Source organism: Cyclobacterium sp. L-R (genome assembly GCF_056859355.1).
In genome coordinates, this window is sequence record NZ_JBSXOH010000058.1 from 1 (window position 1) to 18,357 (window position 18,357).

An 18,357-nucleotide genomic window follows, 5' to 3' on the forward strand; every position below is an offset into this window, starting at 1 on the left:
AACCCGAAATATGTAATAGACATTCTATTACGTGCTGAAATCGCTTTAAAATCAGCCACTTCGTTGCTGTTTGAAGATTTTACCATAGCGGTGCTATGCTAAAATCTTCAAACAGCCTGATTTTCTTGCGATTGCAACACTCCCTGAGAAAGTTCAGGACAGGCATCACCCCTGACCATTGTCAGGGCGGAGAAATTCTATTACATAATCCGGGTTAAATTAGCTATTAATTTGTAAAGAGAACTTCACTTGCAAGCCAAAAACACATAAATTTTTATAACTTTAAACTGGATTAATGGCTATGATTAATTAAAAATCCCCAAAACAACCTTGGATTTTTGCCGTTGATTGGTAAATAGTAATAAAATCGAAGTAAAAATGCGTGGAATCGGGGATGAGATTAGAATTTCCCCAAGGAGTGCTTTAATTTTAAAATGATCCATTTTGCCGCTAGCAAAATCCAAGAAAGACTGTGGTAAGTCCGAATGGATTGCAGTCTATAGGCTTAAAATATTTTTAACAAGACATTGGTAAATCTGTGCGAAACTCAAGTAGGACTTTAATGTTGATAATAACGAAAACTCATGGTTAAAACTTCCAAAAGACCTTCTATTTCGGAAGCATTATTTCCAATTGTTTTCTTGATAGTTCTATTGGCGATCAATATAAAAGTATTTGGAACAGATGGTTTGTCTGGATCGAATCAATTGGTGCTTATTGTATCGGCAGCAGTGGCGGGCTTAATTGCTTCTATCCGCTTGAATGTAAAGTGGGAGAAGATTCAAGAGGGAATGATCAATAGCATTTCTTCTGCTATGTCCTCAATACTTATTTTATTGCTGATCGGAGCCCTTGCAGGAACATGGATGCTTAGTGGGATTGTTCCTGCCATGATATATTATGGATTGAAGGTTTTAAATCCTACTGTGTTTTTGGTCGCTGCATGTGTGGTTTGTGGGGTTGTTTCTATTGCTACAGGAAGCAGTTGGACCACAGTCGCTACCGTTGGGGTGGCCTTGCTTGGCATTGGGAAAGCATTGGGTTTTAGTGAAGGTTTAGTAGGTGGAGCGATCATTTCCGGAGCTTATTTTGGGGACAAAATGTCTCCACTTTCAGATACCACTAATCTTGCACCAGCTATGGCAGGGACGGATTTGTTTACCCATATCAAGCACATGATGAAAACCACTGTGCCTTCGATTATAATTACCCTAATTATCTTTGCAGCGATTGGGTTTATAGGTAACCGTGAAGGAACAGTCGGCCAAGTTGAAGAAATATCTAGGGTTATATCCAGTACCTTTTCCATCAATGGTTGGTTATTTCTTGTTCCGGTGATTGTTTTTATTTTGATTGTCAAAAAAGTACCTGCGATCCCGGTGCTTTTAGCAGGCGCTATTTTGGGAGCTATATTTGCAGTGCTTTTTCAGCAGGAAGTAATTCGCGATCTGGCAAGTATTTCAAGCATAGAGGGTAGCCTCTCACTTCAGTCTTTTAAAATAGTAATGAAGGCACTTTATGGAGATACAGCTATACTTACTTCCAATGAGATTGTGAATGAATTATTGGTAACAGGCGGGATGTCAGGAATGCTTTATACCGTATGGTTGATTATCTGCGCCATGGCTTTTGGAGGCATTATGGAGGTAAGTGGTATGTTGAAAGTAATCGCAGAAGCTGTTATTAGTAAAGTTAATTCTGTAGGATCGCTAATCGCTGCTACAGCAGGCACGGGTTTGTTTTTTAATATTACCACATCAGATCAATACCTGGCCATTTTGGTTCCTGGCAGAATGTATGCAGACATTTATCGTAAGCGTGGATTGAAAGGCGAAAACTTGAGTCGAACATTGGAAGACAGTGCAACTGTGACTTCGGTGTTGATACCTTGGAACACTTGCGGAGCAACTCAGGCTTCTGTTTTGGGAGTAGCGACACTGGCCTATGCTCCTTATTGTTTTTTTAATATTATAAGTCCATTTATGACCATATTGTTTGGTTATTTTAACTGGGGAATCAACTATTATTCAAAAAAAGAAATGAAAACCATCAACGAAGAAGAAATCGGGGCATGATACCATTAAAAATAAGTAAAGAAGAAGTTAATGCATTGGACTTGGGAGCTTTTCCAGGAAAGATAATATTGGTTGAAGATGAAGAGGGCCTTCGTGAAATGGAGAAGGATTTGAATGCCAGCCGGATCATAGGTTTTGATACAGAAACAAGACCGGCATTTAGAAAAGGGGTAAGTTATGAGGTGGCATTATTGCAGCTTTCCACCACCAAAAATGCTTACCTGATTCGGCTGAATAATACAGGTTTTCCACCTAGTGCCAAAGCAATTTTGGAAAACCCTCGCATTGTAAAAGTAGGTGCGGCAGTAAGGGATGATTTGAAAGCATTGAAAAAAATCTCTCCTAAATTTAATCCAGATTCATTTTTTGATTTGAATGAAGAATTAAAAAGAGTAGGATTCCTTAACGTAGGTGTTAGAAACCTTAGTGCGATGGTATTGGGGATCCGAATTTCAAAATCTGAACAGGTATCCAATTGGGAAGCGCCAGTGCTGACCAACAAGCAAATGCTGTATGCAGCCACAGATGCCTGGGCTTGTTTGGAGATTTTTCTGAAGCTACAAAAAGAAGGCTATTTGGATGAGATTTTTTCTACTTAAATAAGCTTTGAAGAAGGTATATCGGTTAATACTTCTACCACTTCATCCATTAATCCTTCTCGGCATTCCAGTTTTATAAGGCAGTTGTTGTCAAATTCCTGAGCGATTATTTTTAGGTCATACCTCTTAATGGTCCTCATTATTTCATCCATTGACAAATAATCAAAAGTAATGGAAAAGGGTACCATTACAGTCCTTATAATGGTGTTTGCGGAAGAAATAGCTTCAGCTGCGGCTGTTTTATAGGCACGTATGAGTCCACCAACGCCTAATTTGGTACCGCCAAAGTACCTAACGACCACAATCAATATATGGGACAACTCGTTGGATCTAATTTGGCCTAAAATGGGGTCTCCAGCGCTGTGGTTGGGTTCCCCGTCATCATTTGCTCTGTAGGTATCCATGTCCTTGCCCAGTACATAGGCATAGCAATGGTGCCGTGCGTCATAATACTGCTTTTTGAGTTGATGGATTAATTCCTGAATTTCCTCTTCGTTATCTACTGGATAAGCAAAGGATAAAAATTTACTTCCTTTCTCTTTATAAATACCTGTCGAAGGTTTGTCAATACTGCGATAAGTATCCTCCATTATTATTGGCTTTGTTTAATAATCTCCACTTTCATTTGCTAATTTAGTCATTTGAATTAAGCTGATGAAGTAATCAAGCAATAGGTCTGTGAAACTAAAAGAAGAAAAACACTTGGTGACAGTGATCTGCACATGTTATAACCAGGGGGATTATGTTGTCCAAGCACTGAATAGTGTCTTGGAGCAGACCCATAGACCTATTGAACTCTTTATTGTTGACAATGGCAGTACTGACCATTCAAGGCTTGAAATTAATTTGTGGTTGGATGCCAATGCTGAAAAGATCCCAACAAAATCCTTCTATCACGAAAAACCAATGAACTACTGTAAGGCATTTAATCAGGCCTTCGCTAAATCAAAGGGTTGTTTCTTGGTGGATTTAGCCGCGGATGATTTTTTAGATTCAAGGCATTTAGAATTGGCCTTAGCCCACCTACAACAAAGTAATGCCAAGGTGTATTTCAGTAATGCTTTGGAGCATTTTCCTAATGGAAAGGTGCAATATTTTTACCCCACAGATAAAGAGGGAAAGGCAAAAGTCCCAATTGTAGAAGGCGATGTTTTTGGAACGGTAATCAAGAGGTATGCCGTCAGTTCTCCCACCTTAGTGATGGAGGCAAATGCTTTTAGATCGGTTGGAGCTTATGATGAAAATTTAAGCTACGAAGATTTTGATATTCTAGTGAGAATGGCGGCTAAGTATTCTTTTGTTTATGGGGATTATCTAACTGTAAACAAAAGAATTATAAAGGATTCTTTGTCACAACAGCAGTACAAGTCTAGAAACTCTCAATTATTACCTTCTACTTTAATTGTTTGTGAAAAAATAGCAGGGATGGTCAAGAGCCGTAGGGAGAAGGAAGCCCTTCGGTTAAGGCTACTTCATGAAATAAAGCATGCAACAGTATCTGCTAATTTTGATATAGCCTTGAAGATGTTGAAACTTTATAAAGCCTTATATCCTATAAATTTATGGTTTTTGCTTTATTATTCTTGGTCCAAAATAAAGTGGGATCTTTCTGCTAGTTATGAAAAATGGAGGCAAAGATCCTTTGATTAGAGTAGGAGCTTTATCCGGCACCTACGACTACTTCAAGCATGTCTTCTTGATCAAAATACTTGTTGGCCATGGTCATGATATCCGCTCCATCAAAATGTTTGATGTATTCCAAATGGCGAGTAAAGTAATCAAAATTCATCCCCTGAAAATGTACCTGTTGGAAATGGCTCATTTGATCAAATGGGTTGCTGAAGTTTGACAATAAACTTCCTGCCAGGTAATTTTTGATGATTTCCAGTTCAGATGCTGGGACAGGTTCAGTTTTAAGACGTTCAATTTCTTTGTAGACCTCCTGAATTACGGCATCTCCATAGCCTCCTTTTACATCCGCTACGGTCATCCAATATTCATTTCCATTCAATTCACCAAGGAAGCTATTGATACCATAAGTGTAGCCTTTTTCTTCTCTGATGTTTTTAATAAGCCTACTTCCGAAGTACCCACCAAGTAGGGTGTTGAGAACCGATAATGCTGGATAATCCGGATGTGATTTTGGAACCATCCATTTGGCGATTCTTATGCTGGATTGTAAAGCTTCTGATTTGTTTTCAGTTTGTCTTCTAGGCTGAATTTGACCAGTTTCCTGAAAAACAGTTTTTACATTTGATATAGGTAAATCGCTGAAAGTAGCCTCAATTGCCTTCATCTCTTCATCGGACAATTGTCCTGTTAAAAAAATCTGAGGAGCGATTAAAAAACTATTGTTGTAATAGTTTTGAAGGTCACTGTGATTGATGTCGTCTACATCCTGCTCAATGATTTGATGGCCGAATGGATGGCCTTTTTCAAAGAGGCTTCCCCGTATCAGTTGATTGGCACGAGCAGAGGTTTGTTCTTTTTTAATACTGATACTTAATTTTTTCTGCGATTTTCTCTTTTTAAGTTCTTTCTCAGGAAAAGTTGCATCAGTGAAAAGGGACCTGAATACAGGCAAAACTTCCAATAAGTGTTGCTTGGTACTCAGTAGGCTTAATCCTTGTCTTTCATAGCCGGAAATGATATCGACTTCCGAGGCGTTAAAATCAAAAAAATCATCCAGTTTTTCCGAGCTAAGCATTTTCGTGCCTTCCAGTATCATGTGTAAGGTGAAGAAAGGTAGTAAAGGTTTATACGGATTACTTTCGGTATTTTTAAGCGGAAAAATGACCTCAATTTTTACCGCATCAATATTCGGAAAAGGAATATAATACAAGGGTATTCCATTGGCTAAAAACCTTAGTTCAGGAGGATTGAGATGAATCTTTTCAGGGATACTATATGGAGGTGCAAGACTTCGGTCTATACTCATTTCTGAACGTTGTATTGCAGACTGAATCTAAGTGTTTCTGCCAAAGGATGGTTTTGAACCTGTGGTACAAGGTAGGAGAAATCAAACCCAAGTCTATTGTATTTGAAACCTACTCCCATCGTGAAGTATCTTCGTCCGCCCTTATCAGCATTTTCGTGGAAATAACCAGCTCTAAGCGCAAATTTGTCATCATAGGAATATTCTGTACCAAAAGAAATCATCACCTCTTGAAGTTCCTCGCTGAAGCCATCCGGGGCATCAGTAAAAGATCCGAACATGCCACTTATTAAAGCTCTTGAAGGATCTTTTCCAGATTCAATTTCTTTATTACCTGTATTGGGATCAATGACAAACTGCCCATTTTCATCAACCTTATAAACTGGTGGACTTGGTACCATTAATTTGTTTAGATCAAGCGCAAAGGTGATTTTATTCCGCTCATCCATAGGAATGGTTAATGCTGTTCCAATTCTAAAATTCGTGGGTAGATAATCTAGGTCATCTGCACTGTTATAAGTGATTTTAGGGCCTATATTGGAAAGGCTAATTCCCCAGGATAGTACACCTACTTTGTCAGACATTAGTATTTCTGAGGTATGATAGATTCCAACATCGGTACCTACTGAAACACCCGGGCGACTCTCGTTGCCTCCTGAAGAACTGATATTTCCGGACAAATTGGAATGTATAAATCTGGCACTAATACCTAAAGACAAATTGTCTGAAAGTTTTCTGGAATAAGTACCACCAATGGCGATGTCTCTAGGACTAAAATCTCCTAAGGAATTACCCCGGCCATCCGTTAAAACAATATCCCCCATATTGAAATACCTAAGGTCAATACCAAAAGCCGATACATCATCAATTTTCTTGTATCCTGTTAGGTAGTTTAGGGACATGTCTGGAACCAGTCTTCCTAGCCATGGCGAATAAGAAAGGGAAAAGCCCATGTCGTCCTCAATGAAAGCAAGTTTCCCTGCATTCCAATGAGCTGAGTTGGCATCGGCTGAAGTAGCCACTCCAGCATCACCCATTGCAGAATGTCGACTGTCAGGGGCGAAGTTTAGAAAGGGAACTGCTGTAATGATTACCCTTCTGGTCCCATCTTGCCTGGTAAGTTCTAAAGAGTTTTGGGCTTTAGTTTCAACCTGAAAGGAGCTAAAGACCAATAAAAAAATAAAAATTGGGCAAATGTTTTTAATTGCTTTCATTGAATAATGATTTTACCTGCTATTATATCTGAAGTTGCATCCTCCTCAGAATATAGATTTAAATTGTAAAGATAAGTTCCTTTTATTAGATTTTGGGAATTACTGTTTAAAAATATCCACTGGATGTCTATTATTGACCGCTCAGCTTTTGGAAAACGTCCCTTGTAAGAAAATATTTCAGTTCCTTGTAAAGAAAATAAATTTAAACTTAAATTAATGGTTTCACCTTGGCGATTGTGTACTATTTTAAAATTAACTTCATCTGTGGCCGGATTGGGGTAAACCAAAATGTTTTCTATTTTTAGCTGATTACTTCCCCTTACTTCCACAATTTCAGTATGTTGGGTGCTATTTCCCAATTGATCATAAATGGTGAAGGAAAGTTCGTTTATTCCTTCTATTAAATCGTTTGCCCACACTTTGATTTTTCCAGATTTATAACTTCCGTTTAGGGCATAGTATTCGTTGGTTAAGGATAGGGCTGGATTTTCATTTACCTGAAGAGTGATACCTGAAGGTTCATCTATTTTTATGCCCGATTCATCTGCAAGGTGGAGCCAAACGGGAGTATTTCTAAAAGAAATCTGAGACTTACTTTGTAAGCTGTCGGCGATCCATACGTCTATGGTCGGACTGTTTGTTTCTGGGTTAATGTCAGGTTCTTTTGGGTTGATTGTAATTTTATTAGCCCCATATGCTTCTCTATTTAAATCGTTATGGATCGCAAATAAACTTACTTGAATTTCATCATTGGAATAGCCCTCTAATTTAGGGAGTAAAATTTCTCCTGTAAAACTTCCTTTCTCTACTTTCCCTGTCCCCCTATACAAGGTTTGGGAATAATCGGTGTAATAGGTTTTTGAACTTTCATCTCCTAGGGTTTCTATTTGACTTGGAGGTGCATTAATCGTTATTTCATAGTTGCCGTCAAAATGAGTGACACTTGCTCCAGTCAAGGGGTCTTCTACCTTACCTTTGTATTCCAAACGATTGAGTCCGCTTAGTTGATCTGTAGTTATTTGCGTGTCTATTTCCATCCATTCTTCGACTTCGGCTTGGTATATGGGCAGGTCAAGTCTTAAGGAAGGATCCCCAAGCAGGGAGAAATTTCTATTCAGAGGGCCATTGAGGCTATTGTTTTTTGTGTCTCTAAATATTTCCCCCAAGGTCAATGCTTCACCTTGTTTAAAAGCCGCTTCTATAAACGCTTTGTTTAGGGAATAATTAATGCTGCTAAAAACAGGTCGACCAGTAGTAAGAATAGCGATAGCTCCTTTTTGTTCGGCCAGTAGAAGTTCTTCGGCCCCAGATCTAATAAAAGGACTGTCATGCCTTCCAAATTCACATGTTGCTGTCACAATTACCGGATAACGGTTGGTGACGGGCCAATCTTGAATATCGCTTACACTAAACAGTCCTTCAGCGGTCAGGTTTAGCTCATTGCCGTGACCAATATAGTTGAGTAATAATAGGCCTTCTTTAATGTTCTTAATTAAGGCTTCCCTGGCTTTTATAGCAGTTTGTAGGTTATCAGTCATCTCCTGAGGGAAATTGTCCAGGTATAGTTTTTTTAGCTCAAACTCGGGAGAATATTCGTGTAAGTAAGCTGTATGCTTCTCAGAATCATTAAGGTGAATATTATTGTCCCCATCATCAGCCACAAATAAAAGTTTCTTTTTCCATTTTCCTAGATTACCAGTTTGGTAAGTGATTATTTTGTCTACCGCAATCTTTGCTTCTCTGGAGTTGATGGCTGGGATTCTTCCTATGCCGATGGATAGATGATGATCTCCTTCCGGAGATTCCAACCATTCACCTTCTCCCATGTTTAAAAAGCCAAAATAATCGTCCGACCCATAAGTGGTCAACGGATTTAGACTTACTCTGGAACTATAAGTTGGCACTAAGTTCGGCCTGCCACCTAACTTATGTTTGTAATCAAAACTGCCTTTACCAAAGAACAAAACATTTTTTAGTCGGCCAGTTGTTTGCCAATACGCAGCTAAAAAATTTCTAATACTACTGATGTCAGGATTGCCATAGCCGTAGCTATTATAAATATCTTCTACTAAAACCACTTCAGTAGGCAATCCCATTGAATTTTTAAAATCTGAAAGTCGTTTTGCTTGGCTGAATAGAGAGGCAGAAGTAATGATAATGAATTCCGGCTGTCCGTTTAGAATTTCATTTCTTCCTATTACTTGCTCAAGGTTTTTAATTTCAGAGGAACTTTCTGGGTCAAAAACTACAATCTTTTTCGCCTTGCTTGTTGGAAGGTTGTCGGTTTTTATATCCTTTACCTGATAAAAATCACTGACATCCCAAATGCCTTGATGTGAAGTTTCAATAGAATAAGTACTGTTGTCAGGAGAATAATAGACCCCTTCTGGGAGTTGGGAGGATAAAAAGGGATACCCCAAAAGCATGTTCTTCAAATAACCAGTGCCATTTGGATTGAGAGTGGAAAAAGTAAGAACGATGTTTTGTGGCTTATTGCCCTCAGGTTTAGGGAAATTGGAGGCAAAGCTTGTTTCTCGCCCCTTAATCGCATACCTACTGTTAGGGATAGAAGGAATGCTAACCTGACCTATGACTTGGTTGTTTGCGGCTAAGGTAAATTTGCTTTCTTCAAAAGACTGGGCCATAAATTGAGCCCAAATAGCAACAGGACCAACTGAGTTGGGAGCGGCCTGGTCAATTGTGATGATCTGGCTGCCACCATTAAAAGTTCTATAGCCGTACCATTCCCTTCCTGAGCTTAAAAGATTTTCTTCTTCCAGTTTATGAATAGAAAGCTGAAAAAGATTTTTAGGTGGAGCAAGACTGTTTTCTGTTTCGTTATGTTCCTCTGTTTTTGTGATTTTACTTCTTGGTATGCTTCCTGTTTGGAGTAAATAAAAAAGGGTGTCTGTATAATGATGCTTATTTAGATGGGCTATTCCATCTTCAAGAAGAGCTTGGTCAGCTCCTTCCAGAAAAAAATAGAGTTTGTCTCCAATAATTTTTTGTGGGATCTCTTTTTGTAAAAAAATGCTGCTATCAATTTTTTGGTCCAACTTCCCGGGTTGTCCAAAAATTGAGATTTGGTCCAGGTCTCCTAGTCCCCAAGCAGTGGCCTGATTTTGGCTTAAGTGGTAGACGCCTTCTTTGGAAACCGGGAATTTATAGGTTTGCTGGGCTGAGACTGGAAGAATATAGTAAAGACTACCAATTATCCCAATCAAGCATTTGAAAGCAAATTTACCCCTTATCTCCATGACCGTCCATCCAGTTATTGACCAATGACAGACAAATATAAGAAAGTACAGCGATAGGAATTCCTGCAAAGCCCAGAATTAGTAGGCTAAGCCCTGAGATTATAAGTACCAGGTAACGCCATTGGTTTCCACTCCAATTAAAGTTTTTAAATTTTAATGCCAATATGGGAAGTTCTGCCGTTAGCAAGAAGGAGAAGACCAAGGTTAACCCGCTAAGTATCCAAGGGTTATCAAGTCCGTTTCCAATCCATAGTACAGCAGCTCCCAATAAGGGTAATGTAGAAAAAAACAGTGCGTTTGCTGGCGTAGGCACACCTATAAAGCTGTCTTCCTGGCGTTCATCTATATTGAACTTGGCCAATCTAAGGGCTGATTGTATACCTATCAAAAAACCGATATACGGAATCCAGTCATTGGTACTTACAGCATCCAAAAGCAAGAAAACGATAAATGATGGCAAAACCCCAAAAGTGACAAGGTCGGCCAATGAATCCAATTCTTTGCCAATGGGACTTTGAACTTTTAGCATCCGTGCAGCAAACCCATCAAAAAAATCAAAAATGGCTGCTGCAATAATAAAATAGAATCCATAAAAAGGGCCATTAACCATGACATAATGAATTCCAACCATACCTGAGAGTAAATTCAAGCTGGTAATGGCATTTGGGATGTGTTTTTTTATGGTCAATTTACTGCGTTTTTACCCACGAATGGATTGTTCAACTTTTCATAACCAATTGTAGTGCTAGGTCCATGCCCAGGATAGATCACCACATCATCGGGAAGGGTAAACAATTTTTCTTTGATGGCATTCAGTAAGGTGGCATGGTCTCCACCAGGTAGATCAGTTCTCCCTATACTTCCTTGAAATAAGGTGTCCCCAGCGATGCATTGTTTAGATTGTTTATGGAACAATACCAGGTGACCAGGGGAATGACCAGGTACCCAGATCGGTATTAACTCTGTATTACCAAATTTTATTATTTCTCCTTCTTTTAGGAAGTGGTCTACATTGGTTTCCTGATATTGAGCAAAGCCATAATTGGGGGCATAAGTGCTCACCGCTTTTAAAATAGCTTCTTCTTCAGCATGAAACCAAAGTGGGATTTTGTAGGTTTTTTTTACAAAGGCATTACCTAGGACATGGTCTATATGACAATGGGTATTTATGATTTTTACCGGTGTTAGCTCTTCTTTGGCAATAAAATCATACAATACACCCTTTTCCTGTTTTTCATAACAACCAGGATCAATGATCAGGGCTTCTTTGGTTTCATCATATAAGATATAGGTATTTTCCGAGAAAGGGTTGAATGTAAATGATTTAATCTGCAGCATTTTAAAATGATTTGAATTCCTGCATCAAAATAACAAAGAATGATTTAATTTTAGGCATGGAAGTGGATTTTTTACTAATTGGTCAGGGATTGGCAGGAACTGTTTTGTCTCATCGTCTTATCCAAGATGGTCATAGTGTTCACCTTATTGATGATGGAGACCCCAACAGTAGCTCGAAAATAGCAGCTGGATTGTATAATCCTGTAACAGGGAGGAATTTGGTGAAAACTTGGCTAGCGGATATTCTTTTTGAAGAGATAGAACGGTTTTATCATGAGATGGAGCGCTTACTTGATAAGGACTTAGTACATTCTTTAGGGATCTACAGACCTTTTGTTTCTTATGAAGAACAAAATGAGTGGGTAGCTAAAAGTGCTGACCCTCAGTTCAATGCTTTTATAAAACAGGTTTTTACCCAATCACGTAATAAGGGAGTAAAAGATCCATTTGGTGGAGTATTACTTAAATCTACCGGATATATAAATACGCTAGAATTGGTTAATGGCTATAGCGAATGGTTAAGAGAACGCAATCTGCTTACTAAGGCTGTGCTGTCTGAAAAGGATTTGGTACAAACCAAGGATGGGAATTGGCAGTTTAAAGAAATTTTGGCCAAGAAAATCGTATTTACAAATGGAATTCAAGCGAGAAATAATACTTTTTTCAATTGGATTCCCTTTATTCCTGTAAAAGGTGAGATACTTACTGTGAAACAGGACTATTATTCTTCTGAAATTATAAATAGAGGTGTGTTTAGGATAGACATGGGTGAGGGCATAGGGAAAGTCGGCTCCACCTATAATAATTCAGAAGTCAATTTGTGTCCTACCGATGCAGGTAAAAAGGAAATTCTTGATAAATTAGAACAATTAATTGAGAAAGAAGTGATAGCGATTAAGGACCATCAGGTAGGAATAAGGCCGGGAATTAGAGATAGAAAACCCGTACTTGGAAAACATCCGAGCAAAGATAACGTTTACTTGTTTGGAGGTTTCGGAGCCAAGGGGGTGTCATTGGTGCCTTATTTTAGTAAACAGATGGTAAAACTTATGGTTTGTGGTGAGGAACCTGACAAAGAAGTGAACATAAATAGATTTTTTAAGTATATTTAAAACATTGGCTAATAATTCTAAGGCACATAAATGAGACTTAAATATTTATTAATTATAGGTATACTTATATCTTGCTTCACTAGTGGTGAACTATTGGCGCAGTTCAATAAGGAGAAATTTGGGAAAAATAGGATCCAGCATAAAGATAAAGAATGGTATTTTTTCACCTCCAATAACTTTGAGGTATATTATTATGATGGAGGTCGAACAAATGCCAGGATGGCAATTGATTTTTTAGAAAGTGAATTTGATAATTTGACCCAATCTATAGGTTATGTGGCCTATACCAAACCCAAGATTTTTATCTACAATTCCAAACAGGAACTATTAGAAAGTAATTTAAACCTTAACACCAATAATTTTACGGTTGACGGGCAAACATTTTTCAGTAAACTCCTAGCTGAGGCTGCTTATTTAGGGTCATGGGAGTCCTTTAAGAAGGAATTGCTGTATAAAACCTCAAAAATAATCATCGAAGAGATGTTGTATGGGGCTAGTATTTCTGATGCTTTCCAGTCCAACCTTGTGAATAATTTTCCAGATTGGTTTATTGATGGAGCAGCGAAATACCTGGCTTATGGTTGGAGTAGAGAAATGGATGATTTTGTCCGTCACTACCTTAGGGACAATGAAAACCCTAAATTATTTAAGCTTCAGGATGAGGAGGCCGGTTTGGTAGGGCAGTCCATTTGGAATTATGTCGTTGAAAAATATGGCAGAAGGTACCTATCAAGTATACTCAACCTAAGTCGAATAAATAGAAATGAAGGTACAAGTATAGCAAATACCTTAGGCCGTCGTTTCAAAGATTTCACCGGAGAATGGATGAAATTTTATACGGATATTAATAAAGGTGTTTTTGAAAACTTCAAAGACATCAATGAGGATAACGTGATCAATGTTACCCCAAAAAATCGATTTGGTAAGATTACAGACATTAGTTTCAGCCCTGATGGTAAAAACCTTGCCTATGTGGAGAATGTTGAGGGGAAATTTAAAGTAAAAGTAAGGGAGGTCTCTTCAGGAAAAGAGAGTGTGATTTTTAAAGGGGGATATGTGTCTTTTGAACAGGAAGCGGATTACAGTACTCCTACTATAGCGTGGAGGGATACCCTTAATTTGGTAATTGGTACTTTTAAAAGAGGTGTTACCACTTTAAGAATGAGAGCCATTGACGGAAGTAGTCAAGATAAAATTTTTCTTAGAAACATAACCCAGATTTTGGATCTTGATTTTTCACCAGATGGCCGGACCATGGTATTGTCTGCGATAAACAATGGTAAAACAGAAATCTACACCTTAAATATGAAAGGACAGGGAAGGAGGATTACCAATGATGTATTCGACAATAGAACGCCAATATACCTGAATGATTCCACCATTATTTACGCCTCTAATAAGGTTGACCTTCCTGACAGCCTATTGACTGGAGTTATTGATGTTCATAATTTCCCTAATTATTATAATTTATTTCAATTAAACCTGGGAGATACGGTGTCCGAAACCAGGCTTACCAATTTGAACCATATCAATCTGTATCCGGCAAAATTAAACAATGCAACTATATTGTTTCTAAGTGAGCAGAGTGGGATTACAAATTTGATGCGCCTAGGACTAGGAAATAGTGTTTCAAGCCAAGTCTCAGCATTCAATCAAAGTTTGGAATCTTTCGATTATGACCTGCAAAACAACAAATGGGCTTATGCAGTGAAAGATGGTACTCAGACCAAGCTAGTGTTGGAAAACTTCCCGAATTTGGATCAGTTTACTCCAAGTACTCCAAGGGTGCAGTTGGAACAAGCCAAGCTTGTGAATGAAAGGATTTCCAATAGAAGAATACAAAGGCAGGTTGAAGAAATAACTTCAGAAGAGGACAATGAAGTTCCAGAAGCAATCGCTGAAGTTGAAAATCAGGATGTCTTATTAACTCCAGCAGATACCAGTCTTGCCGGGGTTGATCTTGAAGAGATATTGTCTGGTGGAGATAGCAAAATACTTGCTGAGACAAACTTGCCAAATAAGGTTGATGCTTTAGAAGACAGTATTCCTTCTACTACTAAGCCTATGACAGCTGCCATAAATGTTGACAGGTTAAGGTTTGAAACAGAAGGAGGCCTTGACACAGACAATTACACCTTTGATACCATACCCAAACTTTATGGACAAGAATCTTCCAAACCATTAGAGGATCCATCAGGACTTGCAGACAGACGAAGTAATATTTTGGATGCCTTCAGGCAACAAAACATGGTGAAAAGGGTGCAAGGTCCAAGAGATTATGTGCCCCAATTTATCACAAGTAGCCTCAATACCTCCTTCGTTGTTGATCCATTGAGGGGATTTGGATTAAATATAAGTGGTCAAATGACTGACTTGCTGGACAATCACTCCATAAAAGGCGGAGTGTTGACAGCACTAGATTTCCGCTCTGGCAGTGACCTTTATTTTGAGTACGAATACAGAAAATACAAATTGGATATAAACGGACGCTTTGATCGCCGTTCTATTTTGAGAAATGAAGGAGATCTTACTTTTCAGAAATATGTGCTTAGCAAAACTGAGGTAGGTGTTTCTTATCCTTTTTCAACAGGAGCAAGAGTGAGTTTGTCACCCTTTATTGCCAAAACACAATATTTTAATCTTAATCCAGATTCAATTATTAGAGGGGGGGATGGGCCGCAAAATCGTTTAGATGTCAATTATGCCGGCGGTAGAGCGGAGCTAGTAATAGACAAGACCAGGCTGTTGGGCTTGTACATGGAGCAAGGTTTTAAAGGTAAAATAGGTTTGGTTCATTATCAGGGGCTCAATCTAAGTGAAAGGTCCTTTAGTAATGTTTACCTTGATTTAAGAAATTACCAGAAAATCCATAAAAATATCACCCTTGCTACAAAGTTATATGCCGGAGGGTATTTTGGACGTAATCCTCAAAAATATTTGGTTGGAGGTATGCAGAATTGGTTATTTAATAAATTTTACCAACCGCCAACTAACAGACCTGAAGTTTCTCCTATCAGAAACGAAGCTGGTGTAGAGAACTCTAACCTGCTTTTTGCCGAGTTCGTTGATTTGCGTGGATTTGATTATGACGAAATAAGAGGGAACAATGTAATCACATTTAGCACTGAATTGAGAATTCCATTATTCTCATATCTGTCTCGAGGTAATATTACTTCTAATTTTATTCGAAACTTTCAATTGGTAGGGTTTTATGACACGGGTTCTTCCTGGTCTAATTCCGCACCTTGGGAGCGCGTAAATGATCAAAACACCGAGGTGATCAATACTGAGGGTTCACCATTTGTAATTACGCTTAACAATTTCAACAATCCTTGGCTGCAAAGTTATGGGGCAGGACTTAGGACTGTATTGCTCAATTATTATGTGAAGTTTGATGCTGCCAGGCCGATAAGAAATTATACGATTGAGAAAACGAGATTTTATGTAACTTTGGGTTATAATTTTTAGATACAAAATCTTTTGAAATGATAAAATCCATGACAGGCTTTGGCCTGGCAGTATATGAGGACGATAATTATACCGTTCAAATAGAAGTTAAAACCCTTAATTCTAAGTTTTTAGACCTTAATTTTAGGGCTCCAAAACAATTTTCTGAAAAGGAAACAGAGGTTAAAAATATAGTTTCAGGCATTCTTGAAAGAGGGAAGGTCAACGTTTCTATTGATTTCAGCTCTAAAAAAGAAGATGACCTTCCAATAGTGATTCAAGAAGAGCTGTTCCAAAGGTATTATGAAAAATATGCGGACATGGCCGGAATGGTTAAAGGTTCGACTACAGATATTTTTAAATTGGCACTTCAGTCTCCTGGCGTTACTACGGTTAATGTAGAGAAGTCTGATTATAATGAAGCCTGGAAAATTATTTTACCAATTATAAGTGAAGCCTTGAATGATTGCGATTCATTTAGAATCAATGAAGGGGCTGTGTTGATGGATAAATTTCAGGAAAGCTTGTCTATTATTACTGAAAACCTGAATAGCATTAAGGCCTTGGTTCCGGTTCGTAAAAGCAGACTTATTGAAAAAATAAGAGATAATTTTTCCGAATGGGTAAAAGACCAGGATTTTGATAAAAACAGATTTGAGCAAGAGCTCATTTATTATTTTGAGAAGTTAGACATTACCGAAGAAGTTGTCAGGCTAGAAGCCCACCTAAACTTGTTTGCAGAGGTCTTGCAATCAAATAAGTCTGAAGGTAAGAAGATGGGTTTTGTAAGTCAGGAAATGGGCAGAGAGATCAATACTATTGGATCTAAAGCAAATGATTCTTCTATTCAGCACCATGTCATCAATATGAAAGATGAATTGGAAAAGATTAAAGAGCAGGCGCTGAATATTATCTAAATCAGATAATTCAATAGATTTATTAGCCTTCCTTAGGAAGTAATTTCATGAGTTAATTAAAAGCATTGTTGTGCTATTCATAAGCCCACTTAATGATTGCTTTTTTTAGCTTTGTGTATGGAGCATATTTGATATTCCCTTCAAACCAAAAGGGTTTATCTAATATGCTTTTGTAATGGGTGAAGGTGTCAAATCCTGCTTTCCCATGATAACTCCCCATTCCACTTGAACCTACGCCTCCAAATGGAAGGTTGGTGTTAGACAGGTGCATTACACTGTCATTTACTGCTCCTCCTCCGAATGAGAGCTCATTCAATAGTTTATTGATTGTGTTTCTGTTTTTCGAGTAGATATAACAAGAAAGCGGTTTTGGTCTTTCCTTTACTGTCTGTATTGCCTCTTCAAGGTTGGTAAAAGATAAAATAGGGAGAATTGGTCCGAAAATTTCCTCTTTCATAACTTCGTCCTCGAAAGAAACATTTTGAAGAATTGTTGGTTCTATAAACCTTTTGTCTCTATTTAAATTACCTCCAAAATAAACCTGACCTGTCCCGATCAAATTACTAAGTCGGTCAAAATTTTTGTTGTCTATTATTCTTAAATAATTTTCCTCAATATCAGCCTTGTTTTTATAGTTGCATTCAATTTCATTTTTTAATGCTTCTAGAAATGGCACCTCTATGGATTGATCTACTAAAATATAGTCAGGAGCAATACAGGTCTGGCCTGCATTTAGGAACTTTGCCCAAACAATTCGTTTTGCAGTCATATTAATATCCGTATCAGCAAGGACGAATGTTGGACTCTTGCCCCCAAGTTCTAGTGTGACAGGTGTTAGATGTTTTGCTGCGGCTTGATAAATGATTTTGCCAACTGGAATGCTACCAGTGAAAAATATTTTGTTAAAGGGATGTTCTAATAGCTCTGTAGTTTCTTTTACCCCCCCTTCTACTACATGGAAATAGTTGCTTTGAAAATTGTCATTGATAATTTGCGCCATTACTTGAGAGGTTCTGGCAGGTAGTTCACTAGGTTTTAGGATAACGGTGTTCCCTGCTGCTAGTGATGTAATGGCGGGCACAAGAGAGAGCTGATAGGGGTAATTCCAAGCACCTATCACCAAGGTAACGCCCAAAGGTTCTGGGATAATGTAACTCTTTGCCGGAAAATTGGCCACTCCAGTGGCTACCTTTTTTCGTTTACTCCACTTTTTTACGTTTTTTATTAAACCATTGATCTCGTGGTATAGCAAAGCCAATTCAGACACGTAAGTTTCAAATTCAGACTTTCCAAAATCTTCATAAATGGCATCATAAAGTAAACCTTCATTTTCTTTTAGAAGGTTTTTAAGAGTTTTTAATTGTTCTATTCTAAAACTTACACTTTTGGTTTTGTTTGAATTGAAAAAGTCGTTTTGTTGAGCAAAAAGGTCTCCTATTTCCATTTTTGTGTGATTTATTTGT

The 18,357-nt window shown here is 38.1% G+C and carries 13 protein-coding genes; 6 read left to right on the forward strand and 7 right to left on the reverse strand.

Annotated features, from left to right (window positions below; genetic code table 11):
* The first annotated feature begins 584 nt into the window (after nt 1–584).
* On the forward strand, nt 585–2,075 hold the full coding sequence (gene nhaC, locus AC13EX_RS07480; RefSeq protein ID WP_482892180.1) for a Na+/H+ antiporter NhaC: 1,491 nt from the start codon (nt 585–587) through the stop codon (nt 2,073–2,075).
* Nucleotides 2,072–2,674 carry a 3'-5' exonuclease gene (locus AC13EX_RS07485; RefSeq protein WP_048640389.1) on the forward strand — a complete coding sequence of 201 codons (603 nt, stop codon included), beginning with the start codon at nt 2,072–2,074 and terminating at the stop codon, nt 2,672–2,674. Before nhaC ends, AC13EX_RS07485 begins: the two co-directional genes overlap by 4 nt.
* Here the strand turns inward: AC13EX_RS07485 and AC13EX_RS07490 are convergent.
* Entirely contained in the window at nt 2,671–3,264 is a 594-nt protein-coding gene (locus AC13EX_RS07490; RefSeq protein ID WP_482892181.1) for a YigZ family protein, read from the reverse strand. The two genes, AC13EX_RS07485 and AC13EX_RS07490, sit on opposite strands and share 4 nt — an antisense overlap.
* An 88-nt stretch (nt 3,265–3,352) precedes the next feature.
* On the opposite strand from AC13EX_RS07490, the gene AC13EX_RS07495 reads away from it, so the two are divergent.
* The gene (locus AC13EX_RS07495) at nt 3,353–4,324 is read left to right on the forward strand and encodes a glycosyltransferase family 2 protein (RefSeq protein WP_482892182.1); all 972 of its coding nucleotides are present in this window, start codon (nt 3,353–3,355) and stop codon (nt 4,322–4,324) included.
* Nucleotides 4,325–4,334: 10 nt separating this feature from the next.
* On the opposite strand, the gene AC13EX_RS07500 is transcribed toward AC13EX_RS07495, so the two are convergent.
* The 5 genes from AC13EX_RS07500 to AC13EX_RS07520 are packed head-to-tail and all read right to left on the reverse strand — an operon-like array spanning nt 4,335 to nt 11,418.
* Nucleotides 4,335–5,612: a M16 family metallopeptidase gene (locus AC13EX_RS07500; RefSeq protein WP_482892183.1), complete on the reverse strand. Its 1,278-nt coding sequence runs from the start codon at nt 5,610–5,612 to the stop codon at nt 4,335–4,337.
* Nucleotides 5,609–6,823: a type IX secretion system outer membrane channel protein PorV gene (gene porV, locus AC13EX_RS07505; RefSeq protein ID WP_048640385.1), complete on the reverse strand. Its 1,215-nt coding sequence runs from the start codon at nt 6,821–6,823 to the stop codon at nt 5,609–5,611. The genes AC13EX_RS07500 and porV overlap by 4 nt, the downstream gene beginning before the upstream one ends.
* Nucleotides 6,820–10,080, reverse strand: coding sequence for a type IX secretion system sortase PorU (gene porU, locus AC13EX_RS07510; protein ID WP_482892184.1), 3,261 nt, complete (start codon nt 10,078–10,080; stop codon nt 6,820–6,822). The genes porV and porU overlap by 4 nt, the downstream gene beginning before the upstream one ends.
* Complete coding sequence (gene pssA, locus AC13EX_RS07515) at nt 10,064–10,768, reverse strand: CDP-diacylglycerol--serine O-phosphatidyltransferase (protein ID WP_482892185.1); 705 nt, start codon at nt 10,766–10,768, stop codon at nt 10,064–10,066. Before pssA ends, porU begins: the two co-directional genes overlap by 17 nt.
* Nucleotides 10,765–11,418 (reverse strand): MBL fold metallo-hydrolase, encoded by a 654-nt coding sequence (locus AC13EX_RS07520; protein ID WP_339710828.1) that lies wholly within the window; start codon nt 11,416–11,418, stop codon nt 10,765–10,767. Before AC13EX_RS07520 ends, pssA begins: the two co-directional genes overlap by 4 nt.
* A 56-nt stretch (nt 11,419–11,474) precedes the next feature.
* On the opposite strand from AC13EX_RS07520, the gene AC13EX_RS07525 reads away from it, so the two are divergent.
* Genes AC13EX_RS07525 through AC13EX_RS07535 form a run of 3 tightly spaced genes read left to right on the forward strand, consistent with a single transcriptional unit; the run spans nt 11,475 to nt 16,894 of the window.
* Nucleotides 11,475–12,530 carry an NAD(P)/FAD-dependent oxidoreductase gene (locus tag AC13EX_RS07525; protein ID WP_482892186.1) on the forward strand — a complete coding sequence of 352 codons (1,056 nt, stop codon included), beginning with the start codon at nt 11,475–11,477 and terminating at the stop codon, nt 12,528–12,530.
* A 30-nt stretch (nt 12,531–12,560) separates the two neighbouring features.
* Complete coding sequence (locus tag AC13EX_RS07530; RefSeq protein WP_482892187.1) at nt 12,561–15,998, forward strand: biopolymer transporter Tol; 3,438 nt, start codon at nt 12,561–12,563, stop codon at nt 15,996–15,998.
* A 17-nt stretch (nt 15,999–16,015) separates the two neighbouring features.
* On the forward strand, nt 16,016–16,894 hold the full coding sequence (locus tag AC13EX_RS07535) for a YicC/YloC family endoribonuclease (protein WP_482892188.1): 879 nt from the start codon (nt 16,016–16,018) through the stop codon (nt 16,892–16,894).
* 73 nt (nt 16,895–16,967) lie between these two features.
* Here the strand turns inward: AC13EX_RS07535 and AC13EX_RS07540 are convergent, their stop codons facing one another.
* Entirely contained in the window at nt 16,968–18,338 is a 1,371-nt protein-coding gene (locus tag AC13EX_RS07540; protein ID WP_482892190.1) for an aldehyde dehydrogenase, read from the reverse strand.
* Nucleotides 18,339–18,357: the final 19 nt, after the last annotated feature.